General features: G+C 49.8%; 18 protein-coding genes and 1 tRNA gene. 11 read left to right on the top strand and 8 right to left on the bottom strand.

Annotated elements, in window-relative coordinates; all coding sequences use genetic code 11:
* The first annotated feature begins 96 nt into the window (after positions 1 to 96).
* The 5 genes from B036_RS0120280 (at position 97) to B036_RS0120300 (ending at position 9,465) form a co-directional block, all read left to right on the top strand.
* Positions 97 to 6,582: a choice-of-anchor L domain-containing protein gene (locus B036_RS0120280; RefSeq protein WP_169435082.1), complete on the top strand. Its 6,486-nt coding sequence runs from the start codon at positions 97 to 99 to the stop codon at positions 6,580 to 6,582.
* A 169-nt stretch (positions 6,583 to 6,751) separates the two neighbouring features.
* Positions 6,752 to 7,369, top strand: coding sequence for a hypothetical protein (locus B036_RS0120285; protein ID WP_020570570.1), 618 nt, complete (start codon positions 6,752 to 6,754; stop codon positions 7,367 to 7,369).
* Positions 7,366 to 8,175: an orotidine-5'-phosphate decarboxylase gene (gene pyrF / locus B036_RS0120290; protein WP_020570571.1), complete on the top strand. Its 810-nt coding sequence runs from the start codon at positions 7,366 to 7,368 to the stop codon at positions 8,173 to 8,175. Before B036_RS0120285 ends, pyrF begins: the two co-directional genes overlap by 4 nt.
* 84 nt (positions 8,176 to 8,259) lie before the next feature.
* Positions 8,260 to 8,335, top strand: a tRNA-His gene (locus B036_RS0120295).
* 518 nt (positions 8,336 to 8,853) lie between these two features.
* Entirely contained in the window at positions 8,854 to 9,465 is a 612-nt protein-coding gene (locus tag B036_RS0120300) for a hypothetical protein (protein WP_157472269.1), read from the top strand.
* Positions 9,466 to 10,103: 638 nt separating this feature from the next.
* On the opposite strand, the gene B036_RS0120315 is transcribed toward B036_RS0120300, so the two are convergent.
* Positions 10,104 to 12,548, bottom strand: a complete 2,445-nt coding sequence (locus tag B036_RS0120315; RefSeq protein WP_020570574.1) for a helix-turn-helix domain-containing protein — start codon at positions 12,546 to 12,548, stop codon at positions 10,104 to 10,106.
* Positions 12,549 to 12,609: 61 nt separating this feature from the next.
* On the opposite strand from B036_RS0120315, the gene B036_RS34470 reads away from it, so the two are divergent.
* Positions 12,610 to 12,738 carry a hypothetical protein gene (locus B036_RS34470; RefSeq protein WP_264758375.1) on the top strand — a complete coding sequence of 43 codons (129 nt, stop codon included), beginning with the start codon at positions 12,610 to 12,612 and terminating at the stop codon, positions 12,736 to 12,738.
* A 505-nt stretch (positions 12,739 to 13,243) separates the two neighbouring features.
* Here the strand turns inward: B036_RS34470 and B036_RS0120325 are convergent.
* Positions 13,244 to 14,728 carry a tyrosinase family protein gene (locus B036_RS0120325; RefSeq protein WP_020570577.1) on the bottom strand — a complete coding sequence of 495 codons (1,485 nt, stop codon included), beginning with the start codon at positions 14,726 to 14,728 and terminating at the stop codon, positions 13,244 to 13,246.
* 341 nt (positions 14,729 to 15,069) lie between these two features.
* Positions 15,070 to 15,777, bottom strand: coding sequence for an HAD family hydrolase (locus tag B036_RS0120330; protein WP_020570578.1), 708 nt, complete (start codon positions 15,775 to 15,777; stop codon positions 15,070 to 15,072).
* Positions 15,778 to 16,023: 246 nt separating this feature from the next.
* Between B036_RS0120330 and B036_RS30295 the strand changes: the two genes are divergently transcribed.
* Both B036_RS30295 and B036_RS0120340 read left to right on the top strand, forming a co-directional pair.
* Positions 16,024 to 16,557 carry a phosphoglycerate mutase family protein gene (locus tag B036_RS30295; protein WP_020570579.1) on the top strand — a complete coding sequence of 178 codons (534 nt, stop codon included), beginning with the start codon at positions 16,024 to 16,026 and terminating at the stop codon, positions 16,555 to 16,557.
* Complete coding sequence (locus B036_RS0120340; protein WP_020570580.1) at positions 16,557 to 17,687, top strand: DUF819 family protein; 1,131 nt, start codon at positions 16,557 to 16,559, stop codon at positions 17,685 to 17,687. Before B036_RS30295 ends, B036_RS0120340 begins: the two co-directional genes overlap by 1 nt.
* Here B036_RS0120340 and B036_RS0120345 read toward each other — a convergent pair.
* The 5 genes from B036_RS0120345 to B036_RS0120365 all read right to left on the bottom strand — a co-directional run bounded on the left by B036_RS0120345 (position 17,610) and on the right by B036_RS0120365 (position 21,521).
* Positions 17,610 to 18,827: an AI-2E family transporter gene (locus B036_RS0120345; RefSeq protein WP_020570581.1), complete on the bottom strand. Its 1,218-nt coding sequence runs from the start codon at positions 18,825 to 18,827 to the stop codon at positions 17,610 to 17,612. The two genes, B036_RS0120340 and B036_RS0120345, sit on opposite strands and share 78 nt — an antisense overlap.
* Before the next feature lie 117 nt (positions 18,828 to 18,944).
* The gene (locus B036_RS0120350; protein WP_020570582.1) at positions 18,945 to 19,643 is read right to left on the bottom strand and encodes a hypothetical protein; all 699 of its coding nucleotides are present in this window, start codon (positions 19,641 to 19,643) and stop codon (positions 18,945 to 18,947) included.
* Between the two features lie 30 nt (positions 19,644 to 19,673).
* On the bottom strand, positions 19,674 to 19,889 hold the full coding sequence (locus tag B036_RS0120355) for a hypervirulence associated TUDOR domain-containing protein (RefSeq protein ID WP_020570583.1): 216 nt from the start codon (positions 19,887 to 19,889) through the stop codon (positions 19,674 to 19,676).
* 114 nt (positions 19,890 to 20,003) lie between these two features.
* Positions 20,004 to 20,468 carry a hypothetical protein gene (locus B036_RS0120360; protein ID WP_020570584.1) on the bottom strand — a complete coding sequence of 155 codons (465 nt, stop codon included), beginning with the start codon at positions 20,466 to 20,468 and terminating at the stop codon, positions 20,004 to 20,006.
* Positions 20,469 to 20,540: 72 nt separating this feature from the next.
* Positions 20,541 to 21,521, bottom strand: coding sequence for a mechanosensitive ion channel family protein (locus B036_RS0120365; protein WP_020570585.1), 981 nt, complete (start codon positions 21,519 to 21,521; stop codon positions 20,541 to 20,543).
* Positions 21,522 to 21,734: 213 nt separating this feature from the next.
* Here B036_RS0120365 and B036_RS0120370 point away from each other — a divergent pair, with 213 nt between their 5' ends.
* The 3 genes from B036_RS0120370 to B036_RS0120380 all read left to right on the top strand — a co-directional run bounded on the left by B036_RS0120370 (position 21,735) and on the right by B036_RS0120380 (position 23,808).
* Positions 21,735 to 22,328 carry a pseudouridine synthase gene (locus B036_RS0120370; protein ID WP_157472271.1) on the top strand — a complete coding sequence of 198 codons (594 nt, stop codon included), beginning with the start codon at positions 21,735 to 21,737 and terminating at the stop codon, positions 22,326 to 22,328.
* Between the two features lie 84 nt (positions 22,329 to 22,412).
* Positions 22,413 to 22,628, top strand: coding sequence for a PspC domain-containing protein (locus B036_RS0120375; RefSeq protein ID WP_020570587.1), 216 nt, complete (start codon positions 22,413 to 22,415; stop codon positions 22,626 to 22,628).
* 160 nt (positions 22,629 to 22,788) lie between these two features.
* The gene (locus tag B036_RS0120380; protein WP_083926270.1) at positions 22,789 to 23,808 is read left to right on the top strand and encodes a Smr/MutS family protein; all 1,020 of its coding nucleotides are present in this window, start codon (positions 22,789 to 22,791) and stop codon (positions 23,806 to 23,808) included.
* Positions 23,809 to 24,036: the final 228 nt, after the last annotated feature.

Raw genomic sequence — 24,036 nt, forward strand, 5'->3', positions numbered from 1 at the left:
CACATTTTTCGAGCAGGTCTTTTTTTTGCCTTTGAAAGCCTGGCTTTCACGCGTACTTTCCGTTGTTTGAGCAACCTGCCGGCACAAGCCATGAACATGAAGCATTTATTATTCACTCCGATTCTCCTGGTATTGGTGAGTTTTGGATTGAGTCTTTCCGCACAAAACATTGATTTACCCGTCACCAACAAGTTGGTGCCGCACGATATCTATTTTGAGGGTAACAATGAAATTACTGTAAATCTTAAAGGACTGGTCGTTGGCGACACCTACCACGTTTATCTGGTGCAGGATAAGTACAACCCTCCCGTAGCCCTGAGCAGCCTGCCAAACGATATTGCCCAACAAAGTAATACTTACCTCATGGGGACCGTCGGAGCGGGTGTCATCTCTTTCTGTCTTGACGCCCTTGCACCGAAGCTCAATAGTATTTCCCTCGTAGTTGGAAAAAACCTCCCCCCTTCCCTGCTCAATAATCGGGAAAAGCTGGCGGGAGACACTCTGGAAGTGGAGGAAAATAACGACATAGATTTTCTATTGAATACCGTATTCCGAAAGGATACTTGTTTTGCGCTTTTCCCTGGAAGCATCCGGGGAGGAAGGCGCATTAGAGCAGACGGTACGTTCCTTGGTCAGACCGGTATTTTCAGAAATGGCGCGCCGTCCATAGGCATCGACTCGGGAATCATTATCACAACGGGCTGGGTGCAAAATGCCCCTGGTCCCAATACCCCTGCTGCTTCTCAAAATGGCCCAGTCGACTTTTTCACCACCATGAACGGCATAGATGAAGACGCAGACAGCCTCCTCCCCCCCGGAGTTGACATATATGACCTGGCCATTCTCGAGTTCGACTTCATTCCCACTACAGACACCATCAGCTTCAATTATATCTTCTTCTCAGAGGAGTATTGTGCTGTCCTGCAGGGCAACGTTGCCAACGATGCCTTCGGGTTTATGCTGACCGGGCCTGATGGGGTCACTGTGAACATAGCCCGTTTACCGGTTAGTGACGACATCGTATCACCAGCAACCCTCAATCCGGGAACAGTAGACGCTGCTTCTTTTCGGAACAACACTACTCCTGCATTTGATAATCCCTGTCCAGGCCCCCCTGCGGACCCCGCCAGCCTTACGGGTATCGGCTACGATGGTTTCAGCACGGTTCTTACCGCTCGCGGAGCAGTAACTCCCTGTGCCCGGCACACGCTAAAAATCGTGGTACTAGACGCTGACAACGCCCTTAGCGACAGCGGCGTCTTGCTGGAAGCCGGTTCCTTCCTGGCCGGCCTGGTCAACAAGCCAGAACCCAACACCACCGCTCAGGTAGATGTACTTCAACCCGTGGAAGGTTGCGATACCGCCATCATCAAATTTACCCGGCGTACGCTAGACGAACCTTTCATCAACCGTCCCCTACTCGTCAAGTATAACATAATCCCCTTCTTCGGTGCAGGTGCTACGGAAGCAACCCGGACAGAAGATCCTGGTAATACTGCAGGTGCGGACTACCTGCTTCCCGCTTCACCCTTCGTCATTCCTGGCGGCGATACCTCAGCGGTGCTTAGTATCCCGATCCTTGCCGATGCTGATTTCGGAGAAGGCCTGGAAGCCTTCATTATTCGCTACGATGGTACTTGCGACTGTTCTGAAAACGCGGATACCTTCTGGATTCAGGATGCGGTCAACTACACCGTAGACATTGGCCCGGACCTAACGCTTTGCGCCGGAAATGACGTTGAACTAACCGCAACTCCTACTGGAGGGAACGGGAACTACACCTTTTCGTGGCCTAACCTTGCCGACACCAACCGGGTGACCTATACGACTACTGGACGTGATACCACGATCATTGTCAACGTCACCGACGAGTGTGGCCTGATGGGCACTGGCTCGGTCGACATCCTGGCACCTGATTTCTCAGCTACCACGGTAGGCGACTATTCCCTATGTTCAAACCCCACTGCAGATGTGCTTGTTGACGTAGGCGGGCTAGGGACCGGACCATTCATCATTACCCTTTGGGTAGACTCGAATAACGTAGTCACCTCTACAGATTATCAGGTGACCGGTGACACCACCTTCCTCTTTGAAATCGACGCAGATGTGACGGTAAGTTCCATCACCGATCTTAGTGGTTGTGGGGGTGCCGTTTCTCAGGACACCGCCCGAGTTCGCTCCGCCGACGTTCTGTTTACTGACGTTGTTGAACTGGCAGTTTGTGATCAACCCGTAGGATCGATCAGGATCAACACCAACGACGGAAACAATAATTTCACCTTTGACTGGCTGGACGATCCCAGCGAAACAACGGGGACCAGGACTATGCTGCTTCCCGGTACTTATGAAGTCAGCATTGCTCCGGTCATTGACCCGGCTTGTGCACGCATCGTACGCTATGACCTGAGGTCTCCTGCAGCTTTGGAGATAGACACTTTCAACTATACCATTCCTACCTGTGCGGGTGAGACCATCACCCTGGCACCAATTGTTGTGGGTGGCACGGGAGATTACACCTTTGTCTGGCCGGATAGTATGACGACCGACAGCCTGTTGACCATCGTCACGCAGCCCGGGCTAAATATTTACCCGGTGATCGTTACGGATTCCTGCGGCAGAGAGGCTTCTGGTTCCGTAGTGCTCAACCTGCCTGTATTTAACGTCGATATGAGTGGTCGTTATTCTCTTTGTAACACTGGTGCAGTAACCATACCGTACACCATCTCCGGCCCGGCAGATACCTATTCCGTTGAAATCCAAATAGATTCCGCAGGCATAAGTCGTACCCGTATCCTAGCCCGCCCCCCGGGAGTAAGTTCGTTGACGTTTGACTACCCCGCCGACATTACAATCATCGGAATTACCAATGGAGATGGCTGTGCTGGCGATACGATCATGGGTACGGCAAGTGTTGCCGATCCTGACATCAGGTTTAATGTACAGGTCGATTCCGTTACCTGCAATACCGGAAACGACGGACAGATTACCCTAACGGACCCGGCAAATGTCCCGGTTACCTTTACCTGGGACGACGCTGGCCCGGCAACAGCCATCAGAACGGGACTTTCAGCCGGCAGCTATACTGTAACAATAACGGATGCCGCTGATGGGACCTGTTTTCGTGACACCACCATTCTGATTGAGGAGCCCATGGCCCTTTCAGTTTCCTTGATACGAGGAACGGCAACTTGTCCGTTCGAACCAGACACCCTCGGCCCTCTGGTAATGGGCGGAACAGCGCCTTACTCCTACTCCTGGCCCGACAGTATGGCGACGGATAGTTCATTGGCCATTGTTACCCTTCCAGGAACAAACACCTACCAGGTAGAGATAACGGATGCTTGCGGAGAAATGGCTTTTGCCTTCGTCTCCTACACATTTGAAAATGTGCAGGCATCTATATCCGGCACCTTCGGAGTATGTAATGCACCGTTTTTTGTTGATGTACCTGTCACCTTTTCCGGCAGCACCGGTTACACCTTTACCCTCCGGGAAAACGGTATTGAGCGTACGCTGGTGGTTACTGGAGATACGACGTTACGCTATACCACTGCAACCACCATTGAACTACTGGAAGTCTTTGGTGCTGATGGATGTGCCGGACGGGCAAGCGGGACAGCACGGGTCATCGATGCAGATTTTGTAGTAACCAATGCCGGGAACAACGTAAACTGCCGTGGTGGGAACGACGGAGCGCTGGACCTGACGGTCAACGGTGATCCTTCTGCATACACCTATGCCTGGGAACGCGCGGGGCTTTCCGGCCCTAACCCTACCGGCCTCTCAGCAGATACTTTCCGGGTCCGGATTACGGATAATTCCCCCAGTGCGTGTTTCTTCGATACATTCTTTGTCGTCACTGAACCTGAACTGCTAACCCTTAGTGTCAACAACACTCCAGTAACCTGCCAGAACGAACTATCGACCCTGATTCCTACGGTAGGTGGTGGTACTCCACCATATTCTTATAGCTGGGATAATGCTACCGGAACGGACAGCTTATATCAGGTTACAACCGTTGGTGGCTCTACCAGCTATCCGCTTGTGGTTACTGATGCCTGTGGCGTTTCGTTAAGAGATACAGTTCGCATCGTCCTCAGCGACACCCGAGCTACCACGGCAGGTAATTTCTCCGTTTGTAACGCACCGTTTAACACCAATGTCCCCATTATCCTTACCGGCACCGGTCCGTTCACCTTCGTTGTTCGGGAAAACATGGTGGACAGGACCATCGTAGCGACGGGAGATACCAGCCTGAATTATACGGCGGAAACTACTGTCCAGTTAATTTCGGTGATGGGTGCTGACGGCTGCCCCGGCGTTGCCGGAGGTATTGCCAACGTAACGGATGGGGATTTCAACGTAGTGCCTACAGTGACTGACGTCCTGTGTCAGGGCCAGGCAACTGGCGCGATCAGCGTAGTGGTAAATGGAAATAACGCTGCGTACAGTTTTACCTGGGACACCCCCGGCTTATCCGGTCCTGACGTCTCCGGGCTCCGAGCCGGGACGTACAATCTAATGGTCACTGACCCAACCCCCTTCGCCTGTACGTGGGACACTACATTCACCATTCTTGAACCTGCCTCCGCAATCACCTTATCAGCAGACAGCATCAGAGATCTAACCTGTGAATTATCTGGGTATGCTTCCGCCGTTTATTCCGGCGGAACCGGTCAGCTTTCCTACAGGTGGAGCAACGGTACTGCCACGAGTGAGCTTGGGGAAGCAGACCCCGGCACATATACCCTTTCGGTTACCGACGAGAATATGTGCCAGGTCACGCAACTCTTCAACATCCAGGACCGTAGAACCGTTGTTTTTGCCGCCATTTCAGCCTCGGCTGATTCGCTGAGTTGCAGATTGACCTCCATCAACCTCAGTGCCCAACAAAATACCTTCGTAGTCGACTATCAATGGGAAGACTCGGCGGGTAATGATCTGGGGACCAACCGTCAATTGATGGTCTCTATGACCGGCAGGTACTTTGTCCGGGTCACTAACCCAGCCAATGGCTGTACGGCCATTGATTCCATTGATATTGGCCGAAGTGACAACCTCCTGAACCTGGAGTTACCAACACAATACGAGATTAACTGTACGAATTCGACTGTAGACCTTACCGTTAGCCACCCGGGATACACTGACCCCGTCGACTACGAGTGGCGTCTTAACGGCTCAGTGGTTGGTACTGCGGCAACCCTGCCCAACACCTCAACTACCGGTAATTACGAGGTGGCCGTAACCAGAAGGGACAATGGCTGTCCTACAACTGTTCAAACCTCGGTAATCATTGACCGGGCCGATCCAGTTGTATCCGTTCCTGCACCTTCAGTCTCTTCTACCTGTAGAGAACCGGAAGTTTTGATTGGGGTCGTAGCCAATGGACCCTATCGATTTGAATGGGTTACACCAAACGGGATGATCATCGGATCCACTAATGAAGCAACCGCCCTGGCAGGAGGTGCCGGTACGTACAGTGTACTGATCACTGACACCCTGAATGGCTGTACGACCACCGAATCCATTTCCGTCGTTCTCAATGGTTCAACACTTGCACCAAATGCGGGTACGGACCAACCGCTGATCTGTAATGGAAGCGGTACCGTGCTGAACGGTAGTGCCTCCCCCCGGTTAAATGGAACGGAGGTACGCTGGTACGGACCAGCGGGCGATGTAATCGGAGAGGGACTTCAGACCTTTACCTTCGAAGAAGGTCAACATATTCTTGAAGTGATCCACCCGGTGTCAGGCTGCAGCAGTTTTGATACGGTACAGGTATTCTCAGAAGCGGCGACTTCCGTCAGCTATTCGCTGCAGCAACCACCCTGCCCTGAAGTAGGCGGTCGCCTGTTTGTGACGGATGTAGTTGGACTGAATGGTCCGTTCACCTACAGCAGCCCAACGGGAGAAACCGAACCCTTCGGTTTTGGCCTGCGTGGTCTTCGGGTCGGGACAAACGTTCTGGTCGTTACCGATCAGTTCGGTTGTGAGCTACGAGACACGTTTCAGATATTTGAAGGTGGTGAATTTACCGGAACGGCTGAAGACGTCGTTATCCGGCTAGGTGACGATGCTGTATTAGGAATAAACACAAACCGTACGGATGGTGAATTAGCCAATTGGACCTGGGGAAACATCAGCGATACGCTTACGTGTCTGACCTGTCCTGACCCCGTAGTCGCCTCCCCCTTAGAAACCTTCATTGCCACGGTCACGGTAACGGACACCAACGGATGCGTCCTCACCATGCGGCAAAACGTAATTGTTGACGAAGAGGACCTGATTTATATGCCTACTGCTTTCAGCCCGGCCAACGCGGATGGAATAAACGACGTGTACACTGTATTCGGCAACGCCGAATTTGTGTCTAACATCAACTTCCTCCGCATTTTTGATCGCTGGGGCAACCAGGTATTTGGCAACATAGACTTCCCGGTAAATGACCCAAACGAGGGGTGGGCCGGGGTCTCCCCCGGTGGACAATATGCTCCCTCAGCCGTGTATTCGTACGTCGTCTCCTATGAACGATGGGACGGAGAAACAGAGGTTCGCAGTGGTTCTTTCACACTTGTCCGCTAGTGGCATGATGCGATTCAGGCGAGGTCGCAGGTGCAAGGGAGGGGTTTTAGGAGCAGGGTTCCGAACCTCCTGGTCCGGTTTGCAACTACCGGACCTTAAGGTCCAATACCAATGTCCAACATTGACAAACTACCTGGCGTAGTATACCTTTGCGCCAAATTTGAATAGCATGTTCCAAGCACTACGGTTTACCGTCCTCCTTTTTTGCCTGATCAGCTTTTACAGCTGTGGCGATGCCACAAAGGTTCCGGCTGAAGAAGAGGAGATCCTTTCTACTACCCTCGAGGGTGGAGATACCTCCGTTCAGGTAATGAAGCTGGATTACATCGACCTGGATCTTCCCGAACGTCACTACCTAGTCTTTCGCCAGGAACTTTCGTTCCTGGACATGAATGGTTTCCTGGGTATGGAAAGCGAAGCACTTTCCGTTGCCGCCACCAAGGGAGGCATTGTTGCCACCGGCCCGATGACCGCCCTGATTTACGTCTGGGACACCGATCGTGGCTGGGGAGATGCAGCCGTCGCGCTCCCGGTAGCTGCCGGCACTAAACTACCACCGTACGTCACCATCACGCTGCCCGCAACCAAAGCCATTGCATTAGACTTCAAAGGCACCTACGAGGCGCTGAGTGCGATGCACGTGAGCCTTGACCAGGAACTGAAGCGTCGTGGCCTGGAACATGCCTTACCCAGCATCGAAGAATATACCGTTGGCCCACTTCAGGCGGAGGATCCCAACGATTTCGAAACCCGGATCATCTACCCCTACATAATACCTGCCCAATGACCCGTGCCCAACTATTTGAACAGATAAAGCGCAAAGAGAGCTTCCTTTGCGTCGGACTGGACGCCGACCCAAAAAAAATACCCGCTCACCTGAATGGTGATGTTTTGGCCTTCAACCGCGCCATCATCGATGCTACCAGGGATCTGTGCGTAGCCTACAAGCCCAATACGGCGTTCTACGAAGCCTTGGGACTGGACGGCATGCGCATCCTGAAAGAAACCATTGATTACATCGGTGAGGAACACTTCGTTATTGCGGATGCCAAACGCGGAGACATCGGTAACACCAGTCGGTACTACGCCAGCTTTGCCTTTCATACCCTGGGGGCCGATTCGGTAACCGTCGCCCCCTATATGGGGGCGGACTCAGTAGAACCCTTCCTGGAATACGACGGTAAATGGGCCATTCTGCTGGCCCTTACCAGTAATAAAGGGAGCCAGGATTTCCAGCATGCCAGCCAGGATGGTGGTCAGCCATTGTACGCCAAAGTGATGAAGCGTGCCACTGAATGGGGCAGCGCCGACCAACTTATGTTCGTCTGCGGCGCAACTCAGGCGGAGAAATTTGCCGAGCTTCGGGCGCTTACGCCCGACCATTTTTTCCTCGTTCCGGGCATCGGGGCGCAGGGAGGCGACCTGGAAGGCGTTTGTAAGCACGGCATGAATGATCATTGTGGTCTGCTGGTGAACAGCAGTCGGGGAATCCTCTACGCAGGTGAAGGTGAAGACTTTATGGATGCTGCCCGCGCCTCCGCCCTGGCCCTGCAGCAAAAAATGGCGGCTGCCCTGAAAAAATACCTGCCATAAAAGTTTTATCGTTGCGGGGAACTTTTTATCTTTGCGGCGCTTTAATACTAAGTATGAATACAACTGAGTCCAGCCCAGATAAATGGTGATTGTAGCTCAGTTGGTTAGAGCGCCGGATTGTGATTCCGGAGGTCGCCGGTTCGAGACCGGTCTTTCACCCTAACTGACTCAGTTGTTAACCCCGGTAAGCCTTGGCTTGCCGGGGTTCTTTGTTTTGGGGGTAGCTTCTCATTTCGACTAGTCCAGTGTAAACTAAATTTTCACTGTTTTTTTACTTGTCGCGTAGCGACTGCACTTGAGTTGCCTGGGACAAGGAGGAACGACGCGGTCCCAGGTAACGAAAGTGCCCTTTTTATTTGACGACGCTTAGCGTCGTACCGCTAGCGGTAAGTCCGTTACCCCGGACTTCGTCCAGGGTAACTATTGTGTATTCGCTACGCGAAATTTGGGCCCCTCTAAATTTCTAAAAATTTAGTTTATACTGTACTAGGTCTATCTTTAAGTCGACATGACCTTAGGACGATAATCGCGATAGTTTCTATGGAAGTCATTTTTCTCCTCGTTTGCTTTTTAAGCAAAAAAAGAAAACGCATCATTTTTATTGTAATTTGCAATCACCTATATACAAACCAAATGTACTTTCCTGTTGGAATGGATTCTAAACCTAAATATTAATCCGTGAAATTATTCCTTCTTCTAATGACTCTGGTATTGTCTATGTCAGTAAAGGCACAGATGTATTATAGCTGTGTTCATGATGACACAAGTGAAGACATTTATCTCAGCATGAATAAAAAAAGCTTAGTTGAAAAAGAAGAAATCGAGAAATATTCTGGATGGACACAGTTCCTGAATAAGAAGTGGGTCGTTTCTGGTAGAGCTCTGGTTAAGCTTACTGGGTCTGATGGTGACGCTTCGAAATTATATATAGAAGTGTTGCCCAAAGAGGTTGAGTATAAGGATGGTTTGGTAACCTTATGGTGTCAGATTGACCAATACGGGGATGGCAAATACTCCGAAGATTATTATTCATTGAAGATAGAACGAACTGAAAATTACACATTCCAAGAATGGGGCTGCTGGAAATCTATGAACAAAAAGCCCGGCAGCAGCTATTCGCCTTCAAGTAGATCATCGGCATATACAACCTCACCCAAACAGAAAAGGACTACTACCACACCTAGGACAAGTACAAGTTCGAGGAGATATATTCGGGGGCCACGGGGAGGGTGCTACTACCTTACGGCCAGCGGTAAAAAGCAATATGTAGATAGAAGCCTTTGCAATTGAATCTCTTAAATCTTCCTTTCTATGAAAAATATTTTTTTTGCACTCATTGCTACACTGCTTCCTTTCTTTATTTTTGCTCAATCACGGACCGTTCACATAGATAGCCTTTACAATATTGAGTATCCTATTAAAAAGGAATTTCAGGATATCGGATAGGTTGGAGGCGTAAAAATCCAACTTGTAAGATTTACAGAAGAAAAGACGGGAAAGACCATTAAGCGGTGCCTATTTAATACAATAAATTATGGAAGTGCCGGAGCCCAACTTTACAGCGCTGTTCTTAATTACGAAGATATTGACTATTTACAAGAACGCCTAAACAAGTTTTTGGTCATCATCAACTCCGGTAATCCGCCAGTATTAACCCAATACGATGATGTAATCGGATCTCTGGGTAATAAAGTTGACCTTACGGTGTACTCCACCAACAATGGCTGGAGGGTTATATTAGATGCTGATAATTTCTTAAATAGAGGGGAAGCTGTTGTAGCTAATGGGAAAGTCCCTGACCTAATCAAGTCACTGAGAACTTGTATGGATATATTGAAGTAAAACATATAGCGTATTGACTTGACTGTCAGATTTCGTTCAAGATAAATGGCACTTAACAATTACCATGACTCATTTGCGTAATGGACTCACCCCTCTCCAACCATCTCCCTAACCAACCGAACCACCCCATAAGAGTACTTCCCCCCGAAATGGTTGACCGCATCCTTCAACTCAGCTTCAGGGCTTTCCTGAAAGTAAGGCAGGATCACGTCAATCGTCTCCTGCGGGATAACCTCCTCCACCTTAAGCTCCCCTTCCTTAACCCAGTGCGTCAGATGTGTTTCTATGGTAGAAGGTTTCAGTTCACGCAACTCGGCGATTTCGTCCAAGGATTTACCTTCCCGGTGGAGGTCCAGGGAAACTTGCTTAGTATCAGCTTTGACCGCAGACCATAAGTCGGTCTTCTCAACCTGTTTGTCGCTCAGGTAGTCTTCGACGATCGCGACGATCGCCGCGCCATGCTTTTCGAAGGATTTCGGACCAAATCCCTTTATTCGAAGCATGCCGGGCTTGGTGGTCGGCAACAGCGCGGCGACTTCCAGCAGGGCCGAGTTGTGAGCAATGGTGTAAGCCGGCTTGTTGGTTTCCAGGGCGAGCGCAGCGCGCCATTCGGTGAGTTTGAGGTAGAGTTCGGGGTGCGCCAGATCCTTTGGTAAAATGGTTTTGGGCTTTTGGGTTGCCGGAGAGCCTTGCTTTTTCTTAAAATCAAGTTCTGCGTTGGTCCGGGCAGTAATGTAGGCTGCTGGATCGTAGCCATTTTCGAGCGTTTTGAAGCCAACCAGCTTGCCGAACAACAGACGGACCAGGGTCTCCAACCTCTCATCAACCGCGGTCTTTACCGCTTGGTTATCAGTCATTACGCCAAACATGGCCAGTTCCGGCAAGATCTCATCTCCCAGGTATCTGGCAAAGTACTGGCCCGCTTTGGTCAGGCGTTCGCCGAGTTCTTCGTTTTCGGACGGCAGTGCTTCGGCCTTGCCGTAGTTGACAATATGGCCAAGGAATCCGTGGCCGATTTTGATCGCTTTAGCCTTCAGCGTTTCGTGCATTTTATGGTACTCTCCGTGAGCATCTCCCTGGATGGCGCGCTCGTGCTCGAAGAGGACACGTTGTAGCTGTTTGGCCGCATATTCTACCTCTTTGAAGGTAAATAGCTCGTTCAGGCACTTGATTTCGTAGGCCCGTTGGTCATTTCGCAGACTCTCCTCCGTCGGCTGGTTCTCCTCCGCATGCTCGGAATAACTCCGGACCACCGTATCTGTTTTCACGCTGTCCGTGCCGATTTTCGTACGTAGCACGATGCCTTCAAAGGTTCTACACCGGCTTAGGGCCACATAAACCTGCCCGTGGGCGAAGGCGGATCCGGCATCGATCACGACCTTATCGAAGGTGAGGCCCTGGCTTTTATGGATGGTAATTGACCAGGCAAGTTTCAGCGGATGTTGCTCGTAGGTACCGATGATGTCTTCTTCGACTTCTTTGTTTTTCCCAAGGCTGTACCGGCGGTTTTCCCATTCTACCGGCGTTACCGTAATTCTGGCACCATCCGGGCAACTGACCGTAATTTCCGGCCCGCTAATCGCGGTAATACGACCAATTTTGCCATTGAAATACTCCCGTACTTCGCCGGAATCGTTCTTATTGAACATCACTTGTGCACCGATTTTAAAGGTCAGTTCTTCCTCATTGGGGTACATGGACTCGGGGAAAGTCCCGGTGACCATCGCCTTAAATTTATAGGCTTTGCCAGCCAGTTGATCCAGCTTTTCCTTGTTGATCTTCCGCGAGGTGTGATTATGGGAAGACAGGGTAATGTAGCCCTCATCGTCTGCCGGACGAAAGTCCTTGCGGTACCGTGAATTCAGGGTATCGAAAACCTCCTGGTCCATTTGATTATTACGAACCTTATTGAGCAAACCGATGAACACCTCGTCGCTTTGCCGGTAAATGTGCTTCAGCTGGATGACCTGAGACCTGGCTTCCCGCAAGGCCTGGCTGGCAAAGAAATAACTCGTTTTGTACAGTTCGCGCATCTCCCGCCAGTCGCTGTCCTTGACTACCGGCGGTAGCTGGTGGAGGTCGCCGATCATCAGTAATTGCACGCCGCCGAAGGGCTCTTCTTTACGCCGTACGTGACGCAACACCGCGTCGATTGCGTCCAGCATATCAGCGCGAACCATACTGATCTCATCGATGATCAGCAGATCCAGGCTACGGATCAACTTCTTTTTCTTGTCACTAAACCGACGGGTGTGCAACTCCTGCTTCATCCGCTCGGGCATGAGGGTGCCGAAGGGCAACTGAAAAAGGCTATGAATGGTGACTCCCTTGGCATTGATCGCAGCCACACCGGTTGGGGCAACTACGGCCATCCGCTTAGGAATCTCCGCCTTTACCCGGTGCAGGAAGGTGGTTTTACCAGTGCCGGCCTTTCCCGTGAGGAAGAGGTGGCGGTTGGTTTGGCTGATGTAGCGATAGGCAAGTTCCAGTTCGGGGTTGGTGGCCATTAGGTCCGTGGTCATTTTCGTCATGGCCGCAAGTACCGGTATCCGATTGCGGCTAGTCGTTTTTTATGCGTTTATAAACGTTTTTATGCGTTTACAAACGGCTACGGGTGTAGCATTGGTGGCGTATATCAGGCAATTTCAGCTTGACATCCGGGACCGCAAGGTAAGTGTTTTTCGCTTGGATCTGGGCGGCGGCGCGCAGGTACCAGGTTAAAGGACAAGGGGGCAATGGAGTAAGGGGGTAAAGGGAAAAGAAGCAAGGAAAAAGGAATGTTTGCCCCTTCTTCCTTTGCTCCTTTAAACCCTTTCTCTGCACCTGCGGCCGCGCCTGATAAGAAGAAGTCCGGTTGTCACGTTGTCGGGGTATCGGAGTATTAAGCGAACGTGAAATGCCCTGGTAATTAGGTAGGCTTACATTGGTAAGGCCACTCCAGTGCCCGCCCCTTGCGAAAAAGCGGGTACTGGAGCATCCTTACCGTTCCCGACTTTGTACCTGCCCCGATTGACCGTCAATTGCGAAAAAGCGGGCACTGGAGTGCCCTTACCGTTCCCGACTTTGCACCTGCCCCGATTGACCGTCAATTGCGAAAAAGCGGGCACTGGAGTATCCTTACCGTTCCCGACTTTGCACCTGCCCCGACAGCTATCGGGGGGCCTGAAAAGCATAACGACAAAATCAGGCAACAGATCCGGACCCGATGAATATGCTGTTTACGCCATTACTCATATTTATACCCCAAAGCCCGGTAATCGAGCATACTGGCCGGCGTATCCCCGTGGACCATCATGGCTGGCACCATCTGGAAAGACGGGATATCATAGGGGTACATATTGTCGTTCAGGTTGTAACCACCGGCCTGGCCGGAAACCGGTACGTAGTTTTCAGCATTTCCCGGCATGTCCTGCCACTGCGCCCAGATGCGGTCGACGTTAGCGTGGTGAATGAAGAAAGCCGGATCGTTGGGGGATACATCCAGCGGTTCCATGGAACCTACCCGTACGTTGTTCGGTACGGTATCCCGGGCGATGTTACCACAAAAGGAATTTGATGTCGAAACAGGTAACATTTCGATGGTTGATACTGGTACTTCGAAGAACCCGGCGATCCAATCATGCCCGATATTGTGCATTGCCTGCGCGCCAGCGCAGTCTCCATCGAGGAACCCTTCCAGACAAAACCGGAAGGAGGTATTTGGCATAGCGCCGTTGGAGCAATCCCATGGTGCCATATCGTAGGTAGTAATACTCAGACAATTATCAATTTCGGAAATAGTCGGAAGGCTGACGGCATAGCCTGGGTAGTTATTGGATCCGGCAATGGTTGCCCCGAAGTTTCTGACAATCCACGGGTGGGGGTTCAGCCCAACGTAATTTGGGAGAATGGTAAACAGGTTGATCTGCCAGTTGTCCTTACGGAACGGCCCGTCGTTCAGGGCGTATTCATCGTTCGGGTCTCCGTTTCCTCCCAGGAACGCCGAAGAGAACAAAGCATCGGTACTTGCCTGGTCGCTCCAATCCCAGTAAGGCAGGGCGATGTCATTTCCACTTACCTCACTCAGGGCATCTTCGAACAGGATCAACAGCTTGCGGTGCCATGGGGGAAATGCGGGGTTGGTGTGCGCGACTCCGAAGCCGTCACACTTGGATTTCTCCACGGCCATTTGGTGAAAGCGGACAAAACTGTCGTAGTAAGATAGCGTATCGCTGTATGGAGAAGGCGTAGCCTTCAGGATAAGTACCGCATTTACGAAATCAATGATTTCCTGGGGCGTCATGTCCTTGGCGTTCTTCCTGACTTTAAGGGTAGACTCATCTATTTCACAGTTAACACCAGCGAATCCGTCCGGGCAGTCACAAGAACAGGTTGCGGGGTTTTGCACGCCCGTATTGCACTCGATAACTGGGCATTCGCAATTGACCCCAATGAATCCACTGGGGCAATCGCAATCGCAGGTATCTGCGTTCTGAGTTCCGGTATTGCAGTTTATGGTAGGGCAGTCTTCAATTTGGCAGTTGACGCCGGAAAAGCCCGTCGGGCAGTCACAATCACAGGTGTCCGGATTTTGCGTGCCCGTATTACATTCAATGGCTGGGCAGATATCGTCGTCATCTTCACAGGATTCGATGGTCAGCACCAATAAGGAAAGCCCCAACAGTAGAAAAAGGCCATAGAATCGGTGAATAAAATTATGGGTGTTACGCATGGTTATGGATTTGAACTGGGTGGATTAACCGTACACACGGCTCGATTGAACATCTTCAAAGCAGGCCTGAAGGACAGTACTTGATTTTGATACAAGGTAGACGAGTCTCAGTAGCTTTAACAAGCGTATAATTACGTTTTAACCGGAGTAGGGGTTACTACGTACTCAGCCAAAACGGTCATCTTTAAGGAGTAGAGCGCTATACTCTTCACGAAGTGGTTTGGGTATATAATAATGAGTAGGCGGGGCCGCAGGTGCAGTGGAGGGGTAATGGTGCCATGGGCCCTACCCTACCTTGCTCTTGCCCCGCTTCCCTTGCACCTGCGGCCACGCCCAAAAAACTACCCTCGAGCCGCCAAAATAGCCTCCACCCCGACCCATAGACTATCTGGCTGCCAATACTCTTCGGCCGTTTCCATCACTGCTTCGTGGTGCCAGGTGAACTCAAAAGGTAAATGAAGGGCCCGCCCGCCGATATTGATGATCGGCAGCACATCGCTTCGAAGGCTGTTTCCCAGCATCAAAAAATGCGCGGGGTCAATGCTATACCGTTGAAGAAGGCTGCGATAGGTCGCCTCGTCCTTTTCGGAGACAATCTCGATGATGTCAAACTCTTTCGCCAATCCACTCCGGGCGATCTTATTCTCCTGAGCAAAAAGGTCCCCCTTAGTGATCACCAGCAGGGTAAAATGTGGTTTTAAAGCAGCGATGGCTTCTGGTACGTAATCCAACAAATGGATCGGATGGTCCAGCATTTCCTTGGCCAGGTCGATGATGCGCTGAATCTCAGCGCCAGTGATTTTTCCGTTTGATAATTCAATGGCCGTTTCAATCATGGATAACGTAAAGCCCTTCACCCCGTAGCCAAATAATTTCAGGTTTTTACGCTCAAAACGGTAGAGTTCTTCCTCCAGGTTGTGTTTGGGCTGCAGGTAGGGGCGCAACAATTCTACGCAACGCGCTTTGGCATCTACGAAGACATTTTCATGCGCCCAGAGGGTGTCATCGGCATCAAAGGCAATGTGGGTCAGATTACTCAGGTCGATCATTTGGGCAAAGCTAGCACTATCTGATAATTTCCGAGCTTGGAGGTAGAAGGGCTCCAGGCAGGATTAGCTTGAGCAATAGTCGCACCGGCGTAATCGTAAACTTGCTTCAACGGGCTTAGCAATCGATCTTCAGGTGATTCCCCGTCAATATTTGAGCTGGTCAAAACTATTCTATTCTCTACTTTCGATAGCCTATAGAAACGAAAGCACGCCACCCATTCTAAATTATCTTAGTTTTGCGAAACTATGAGACTACTTAAAAAGCTTACCCTACTGCTCCTGTTTACCGGACTTTTCCTTACTTCCTGCACCACCGGGAAAAAGACCCTGGAAGAGAAATACGGTCAGGACGAAGTGTCCACCTTTATTCTTGTTCGCCATGCAGAGAAGGATTTTGACCGGGATCCAATTCTTACTGAAAAAGGCACTGAACGGGCCGAGCGATTGAAGGAAATGCTCAAAAACACTTCACTTGATGCTATTTACAGTACTGATACGAGACGTACTCAACTGACTGCGGCACCTACGGCTAAGGAACTTGACCTTGAGGTTATTTCCTATAGTCCGGCTGAGTTGCAGCTATTTGCCAAAGAACTAAAACGTAAGTTCCGGGGAAAAACCGTGCTTATCGTTGGCCACAGCAACACTACACCGGCCATGGCGAATTACCTGGCTGATACCGATAAAAACCCGAGGTTCAGCGAGTTGGATTATACAAATCTTTACGTGGTTACTATTCCCACAGTTGGTAAAGCCAGAGTGCTAAAGCTCAGGTTTTAATGTCGGCTGCGCTGATTCTTAGTATTGCCCTCTGCATCGGCTTTCCGTTTTTTGCCCGTTATGGAGAGCGATCGGGCCTTTTCCCGTCATGGCTCAGTTCCATCATCGCCTGTTACCTGATCGGGATACTGGTAAGTAATCTCCGTTTGTGGGACGTTGATAATGGCGCCATGGAGGCTGTTGCCGGCGCAAGTATGCTCATTGGGCTACCGTTGTTACTATTTGCCGTACGAATAAAGGAAAGCCTGCAGTATGCCGGCCGGATGCTGTTATCCTTCGCCTTGTGCTGTGTTGCCGGACTTTTCTGCACAGCCATCGTAGGATACTACATGAGTGGGACCATACCCGATTCCTGGAAGGTGGGCGGTATGTTGGTCGGCTTGTATACGGGAGGGACGCCCAATGTTCAGGCCATCGGCCTGGCGCTGGAAGCTCCGTCAGAGTACCTGGTCCTGGTACAAGCCGCAGACGTTTTACTTGGGGGAAGCTATTTGCTTGGACTAGTGACTTTTCTACCAGCCATTTACGGGTACTTTTTCCCTGCCTCAGATAAAGACGACGTGGAAATTAAGTCATCACTGACTGATCAGGTACCGTTTAGCCAGCAACTGCCTCAACTTGTTGTGGGCCTGCTGGTTACCGCGGCAAGTGTGGGCGTCGTTTACCTTTTCACCGGTGGACTCAGCAACCTGACGGCGTTAATATTAACGCTCACCACCTTTTCATTACTGGTTTCCGTTACCAGGATTCCGACTCGAATCGGCAATAGTTATCCCCTGGGAGAATACTTCATCCTTATTTTTTGTGTCGCCCTTGGCCTGATGGCCGATTTCCGCGCCCTTGCCGCTGACGGCATGGACTTACTTTACTTTTCGGCGCTGGCATTGTACTCAACGACCTTGTTACACCTACTGCTATGCAAACTGTTTAAAATTGATCGGGACACGGTTATTTTAAGTTACGTAGCTGGTTTTTACGGCCCCATTTTTGTAGTGCAAGTAGCAGCAGCGCTTAAAAATAAGCGGTTATTAGCTGCAGGGATTGCCGTTTCTTTACTTGGTTTTGGGATCGGAAATTACCTTGGCATCGGCCTTGGTTACTTCATCCGATGGTGGAGCGGCGTTTTTTGATGTAACAATTTGCCTTTGTTTCCTTTTCTGAAACAAACTACTCAGGCGGTATTGCGGATGGTTGTATTCGTTGAGGTACCTGTTGGATTCGGCATACAACTCGTCGCTAAGCAACAGCGCTACCGGCTTAAAAGAAGGAATGTGATCTAAAATAATTCTGAACATTGCCAGCAGTGGAATGGAAAGAATAACTCCTGGGATACCCCAGATCAAAGCACCAAGAATGATGGAAACCACGGCCGCCAGGGCATTGATCTTGACGCTGTTTCCTACGACTTTTGGCGTGATCAGGTTACCTTCCACAAACTGTACTGTGACATAGAGGATGACCACAGCCGTTGGTTGCCAAACGGTGTCGGTGGTTGCAATGGCGTACATAAAGGGAAGCAGTCCACCAACAGTAGTACCAACGTAGGGAACAACGGCCAATAAAGCCCCCAGAAAACCCCATACCAGTGCATATTTGATACCGATCAGGTACAGACCAAGGCTATTTAGCACGCCAAGCACCAACATAACGGTCAGCATTCCCCCGAGGTAATTAGCCGCAACGTGTTGTATTTCCCGTAAGGTCTCCTCTCCTTCTTTCTTGGCGGAGTCGCTGAACTGTCCCTGAACAAACCGTCTTACGGCAGTGCTGTAAAGGAGAAAAAAGAAGATATAAATAACCACCAGTGCAAAGTTGGCCAAGAGAATACCGGAGGTGGAAAGGCCGACGGTAAGCATGCCAAAAGGTTTGTTGATGGCACTGGTTACCTCTTCTTCAATTATTGCCGAGGTTTCCCTGGTGGTATATCCCAGTAACTCTCCAAAGTAGGCCATCACCGCATTACTGGCTTCCTCCAACTTCGCAACTATGTTACCGGCCTCTCCCAGCACCTGGGAAATTTGGAAGAAGAAAAAGTAGATGATCATGCCAATTAGCAGACCTACTGATAACAGGGTTAAAATAATCGCGAGTACCCGGTTTTTTACCACACGCTCAAACCGATCACAAATTGGTTTGAGCATAAAGGCAAAGAAGATGCCATAAGTGAGTGGAATAAAGAAGGAACTGCCTATGTACAGCATCGAAATGGCAATACATAAACAGATCAAGGCGGAAGTCAGCTTATGAATGCTGAGGGTATTTGCGCTCATTTTAGGTTAGTCTACTGGTGAACCCTTGCCTTTAGGGGCCTGCAATATCACAAAACCAGTGATCATCACAAAAAACAGCATATTGAAGGTAGTGAAACTGCTGCGGATCATCTTTGATCAGGATCGTTTGAGATAGCGGGCACGATCTCTTTCGAGCTCTCTTAGTTTTCTTTCCAATTCTTTAGCACGGTTTGCCTTTTCTTCAGCGGTTTCCAGCTCATCCCCTAAGTCCTCACGTTCTTTGTCAATTTTGTCCTGGAACTTTCGGATTTTAGCTTCATATTTCTCGATCTTCTTCCGGGCTTTGTCAGCATCATCGCTTGCGTCAGAGCTGTCGTCACGTATGTCATCGAGCGCCTCACGCACCTCAGCGAGTTGTTCATCAAAATACTTTGTGTAGAAGTAGGTCCTGAATTCCAGCATTATTGCCTCAGCGGCCACGTAAGACTGGGGGTAGGTGTTTCGGGTCACCACATCATTTTCGGTATAGGTTACTGCGAGGCTTACAGTTGAAGAGATGTCTGTCCCTCCAACCTTAGAATATAAGTTGGCATTTTTCACACTGATGATCGGCACAGCTGCCTGATCTGCCAAAAATGCAATTGAGGCCTTCTCCTTGTCCAGATTGTCAAAATCAACATCGTAGCGTTCTTTCCAGAATTCCTCCCATTGTTCCGCTACAATTTCGTAATCGGCGTCTACGGTCATTCGCAGCGATTCGAAGTTTAATTTTTTGTACTGGGTTGAAGCAGAAGTCACCTGAGCAAAGCCTGCTAAGCTGCTAATAGTAAAAGCTAGAAGTAGTAAGTATTTCATGTTAAATAGTTTTAATAGAATTTGGTATGATTATTTTTTAATGTGTTGAACCTCAGACGCTAATTTCAACACCTCATCACCATCTTTCTGTTCAATAAGAAGGGCCTTGTTGTCTGAAGTACCATTTCGGGTTACCTCATTTCCTTTGATGGTCTTGGTTATCTCTCTAGCGTAGGTCGCCGTTACGGTGCCTTCTGCTTTTCCATTTCCCCATTTCCAGGAGACTTTGCTTCCTTTTCTGATCATTTTTTTGTAATTAAAATAGCCCGATGACCGCCTAAGACAATCATCGGGCCAGGTTATGTTTGGGCTTTTTCAGACGGTAAAACCTTATAGGTTGACTACCTCAGAATCGGCTTTTTAGTCAAGATCACCTTCAGTATCCAGGTTACGCTCGATGTCTTTGAGCAGTTTGCTGGACTCTCTAGAAAAATCTTTCCAGCCCATCTTTACGTCTCCTTTGAAGTTCTTCCAACCACTTTCCATGTTGCTACCAACACGATCCATGCGGCTATCAATGTCACGACTCCAGGCTTCAAGTTCGTTCCATTCTTCTTTGAGATCTAATTTGACCTCATCAGAAGCAGTCTCCATCTCAGCTTCAAGCGCTTTCATGCGCTTGCCGATGTTTGTCTTAGCTTCTTTAAATTCGGCCTCGAATTCGTTACTCTCTTCAGTAACTTCTGCTCCCAGATTGGACAGCGCGTTTTCGGTTTCGGCTACCATTTCGTCAGTTGCGCGGTCAGCATCTGAGCCTTCGGCACAGCTGTAGAAAGCACCAGAAATAGCAAGAAACAGTGATAATATCAGAATGCGGGATTTCATAATAAAAGTTTAAGAATTCTCCCTCTTTCACAAGGGAGTTGTTGGTTAATTAATGCGTGTGCAACGCTTCTTTCAACCACTAAAACCGTTTCCATTCACCGCATGTTCGTTTTCTGAATCACTTGCGGAAGAATTATTTTGCATCTTTTTGGCGTCCAGCATTGCCGAAAGCTTTTCTCCACCCTTGATGCCGAAGTCCAACGTTCTGATGGGGAACGGAATCATAATGTCGTTAGCGTTGTAGGCATTCATAATGGCCATGATGGCGTCACTTTGAGCGGATAAAAAATCCCCCTGCCCCGTCCTTCTATCGGCCAGCCAGAAGCGTAAGGTATAGTTGACGGAACTCCCTCCGAATTCATTGAAGAAAAGTTGAATTCCCTTCTTCTCGTCGTGCGCTACGTTTTCTTTAATCGCCTTGATGGTAACGTTTTTCACTTTGGCCAGGTCATCACCGTAACTGACGCCGCAAGCAACGTCTACCCGTCTCTGCTTCAGCTTATCGTAATTGGTTAGTGGTGTCTGGGCAACAATTTTGTTAGGAATCATCACGTCCTGCCCTTGAAGCGTCTCAATGGCCGTATGCCGGAGAGTAATTTGCCGCACCTTCCCAAGGTAGCCATCGACCTCGATCAGATCCCCCACCTGAAACAGGTTTCGGATGGTCAGTAAAACACCACTGAAGAAGTTGAGGATCGGATCTTGAAAAGCCAGACCAAGCGCCAGACCAATAACGCCACCGGCGGCCATAATTTTATCGACGGCGCCCTCAAATTGTAGCACAGAAAGTACCAGCAAACCGAAAAGCACCACCACCAATATGGTTAGTGTGCTGCTCAATAAGCCAGCCAACTTCGGTTCACCGACCAGTTTATGGCTCAGCTTATTGAAGTACTTCTTCAGGAAGCGCGTTACCATCCAACCAATTAAGGCCACCACGGTAGCTAACAGTAAATTTGGAAGCATCGACAAAAAGCCGACCCACCAGCCCTGGAGTTCTTTGAAAAGTGGGTCCAGGTCAAATTCCAGGCCGAAAAGCGAATATAATAGCATGTAAAAGATTTAATTGTTGGTACAATTAAAACGGAACAACCATCATAGTGTTCGGTGAAAGTTGGGCAACTGCATGACAGTTACTTATTAATTAGTGCTTTCGATAAGACCAGCCGCTAGCTCATGCTAAAAAAATCGCCCTGCTGATCCAGGCCAAAACGTGCTTATCCGTCGCGAGACTTCTTACCTTTGCCTGCCCCAACCACCAAAAATTTGACACGCTACTTCCTGATCAACAAGCCCTTCGACATGCTCAGTCAGTTTACCCGGGAGGTACCTGAACATCGGGTATTGGGTGATTTGCATGAATTCCCAGCTGACGTTTACCCCGTTGGTCGCCTTGATCGGGACAGCGAGGGTCTCCTTATTCTTACAAATGACAAAAGGTTAAACGAAGCACTTTTGCACCCTAGCAGGAAGCATCCAAGGTCGTATTGGGTTCAGGTAGAGGGCGTGCCTACGGAGGAAGCACTAAACGAACTCAGAAAAGGAGTAAACATCAGGATTAAGGGCAAATTGCATCATTGCGCGCCGGCAATTCCAAGATTACTTACCCAGGCGGAATCCCAATCCATACCGGACCGGGACCCGCCGGTACGGTTCAGGAAAAGCATTCCGGACACCTGGATGGAGCTTCAGCTTACCGAAGGAAAAAATCGTCAGGTCCGGCGCATGTGCGCTGCGGTAGGTTTTCCAGTCCTTCGCTTACGTCGGGTGGCCATTGAGGTGCTCCGACTTTCGGACATTGGAGAAGGTGCCGTACGTGAGGTTACCAAGGACTGGTTGCTACCGAAAATTGGGCTGTAATTTGAAACGATACAACAAAGTTCAGCTTTTTTGACTTATCTTAATGGAAGCTTTTTAACCCGATCTCACCTTCACTGACTTAACATGGATATTTTTCGCAAAAAGTTGGAACGTTCCGCCTTTGGGGTTTGTGCCTGGATGGCCGATCGTATGGGCATTCAGCGCAGTCGGGTGCGGATGTACTTCATTTATCTTTCGTGTCTTTCGTTGGGTTCCTCTCTGCTTTTCTATTTTTTTGTAGCCTTTTGGCTTAACGTACGTGAGTACATGAAAGAAGGAAAGCGGTTGTTGGTAAAATAATCTTCCGGCGCGGCCGCGGGTGCAATCTCCCCCTTATCCACGCCTTCGGCGTGGTTCCCCGGTGGGGAAGGTTATTTAGAGCAGGGTTTTGACAAGCCCGGACCAACCTGATGCCAATAAATCCACCTTCAGTCACCTTCCTTAGCCTACCTTCGTTGTCATGAAATTTAAGATAGGACAACTAGTACGCATGAAGCGTACCGAAAACAACGGAGAAGTAACCAATTTGCTGCCTGGCGGATTGGTGCAAGTCAAACTGGATGGCGGCCTCGGCCATATTCCCATCCCCGAAGAGGCGTTGGAATTAGTTGGGCAGCAGAAAGAAACGCCCAGAACTCCCGCTCCCCCACCCCAGGAGATCAGTAATAAAGAGGTAACGGAAGGTAACGGTGTTCAGATTGCCTTCGACACCGTGCTCGATAATAACGCCGAACCGATTGCCTACGAAGTCTACTTGTTGAACAGTACCCCCCATAAGATCGTATACGAGTTCAAAACCCTGACCCATTCGGATCGGCGCTGGGTAAAAGTCGGCCAGATGGATCCCTACGCCAAGAAACGCCTGGAACCAGTGGAATACCGTTGGCTTAATGAGAAACTGAGCTGCGAATTGGACATTCGTACCGTGGTACCCGGCGGTACTGGTCCCCGCCATTTTCAGAAGGTCCATATCAAGGGCAAGCAGTTTTTTGGCAAGTATACCGATGTGCCGGAATTATACCGGGAAGCTCACCTTTATGTTGTCTTCCCGTTGCTCTCCAAACCTGAATCTGCACCTGCGGCCGCGCCCCATGGTCCTACTCTGAAAGCCATCACGAAGGCACATGTAGCCAGTAAACCGGCGAAAGAACTGCCAGCAACGAAGCCCGTTCAAAATGAGCTACACGCAAAAATGGAATTCGAAAACACCATCGATTTGCACCTTCCGGCCCTGGTCCGTGAGCCCGAATCGGTCCCTAAAGACCAGGTGCTGTCTACCCAAATGCGGTACTTCGAGAACTACCTTCAGATGGCACTCAAGCTTGGTGTCGACAACATCTTCATCATTCACGGCGTAGGTAACGGCATCCTGAAACGGGAAATCCATAAAACGCTTGAAAAAACCCGCTACGTAAGGAAATTTAAGAACGAATACCATAAGAAATATGGGTACGGTGCTACGGAAGTGATCTTTGATTAGTCGCTGCGCTCCGGTTGCAGGGTCGCTTCGCTCCGGTTGCAGGGTCGCTTCGCTCCGGTTGCAGGTGTTGCATGTTGCAGAGTATACACAACTTGCAACCTATGAAACCCCTGCAACGTGAGCGTAGCGAATCCCTGCAACAACTGCAACGTGAGCGTAGCGAACCCTGCAACAACTGCAACGTGAGCGTAGCGAACCCCTGCAACAACTGCAACGTGAGCGTAGCGA

This window comes from Neolewinella persica DSM 23188 (assembly GCF_000373105.1).
Lineage (GTDB): Bacteria > Bacteroidota > Bacteroidia > Chitinophagales > Saprospiraceae > Neolewinella > Neolewinella persica.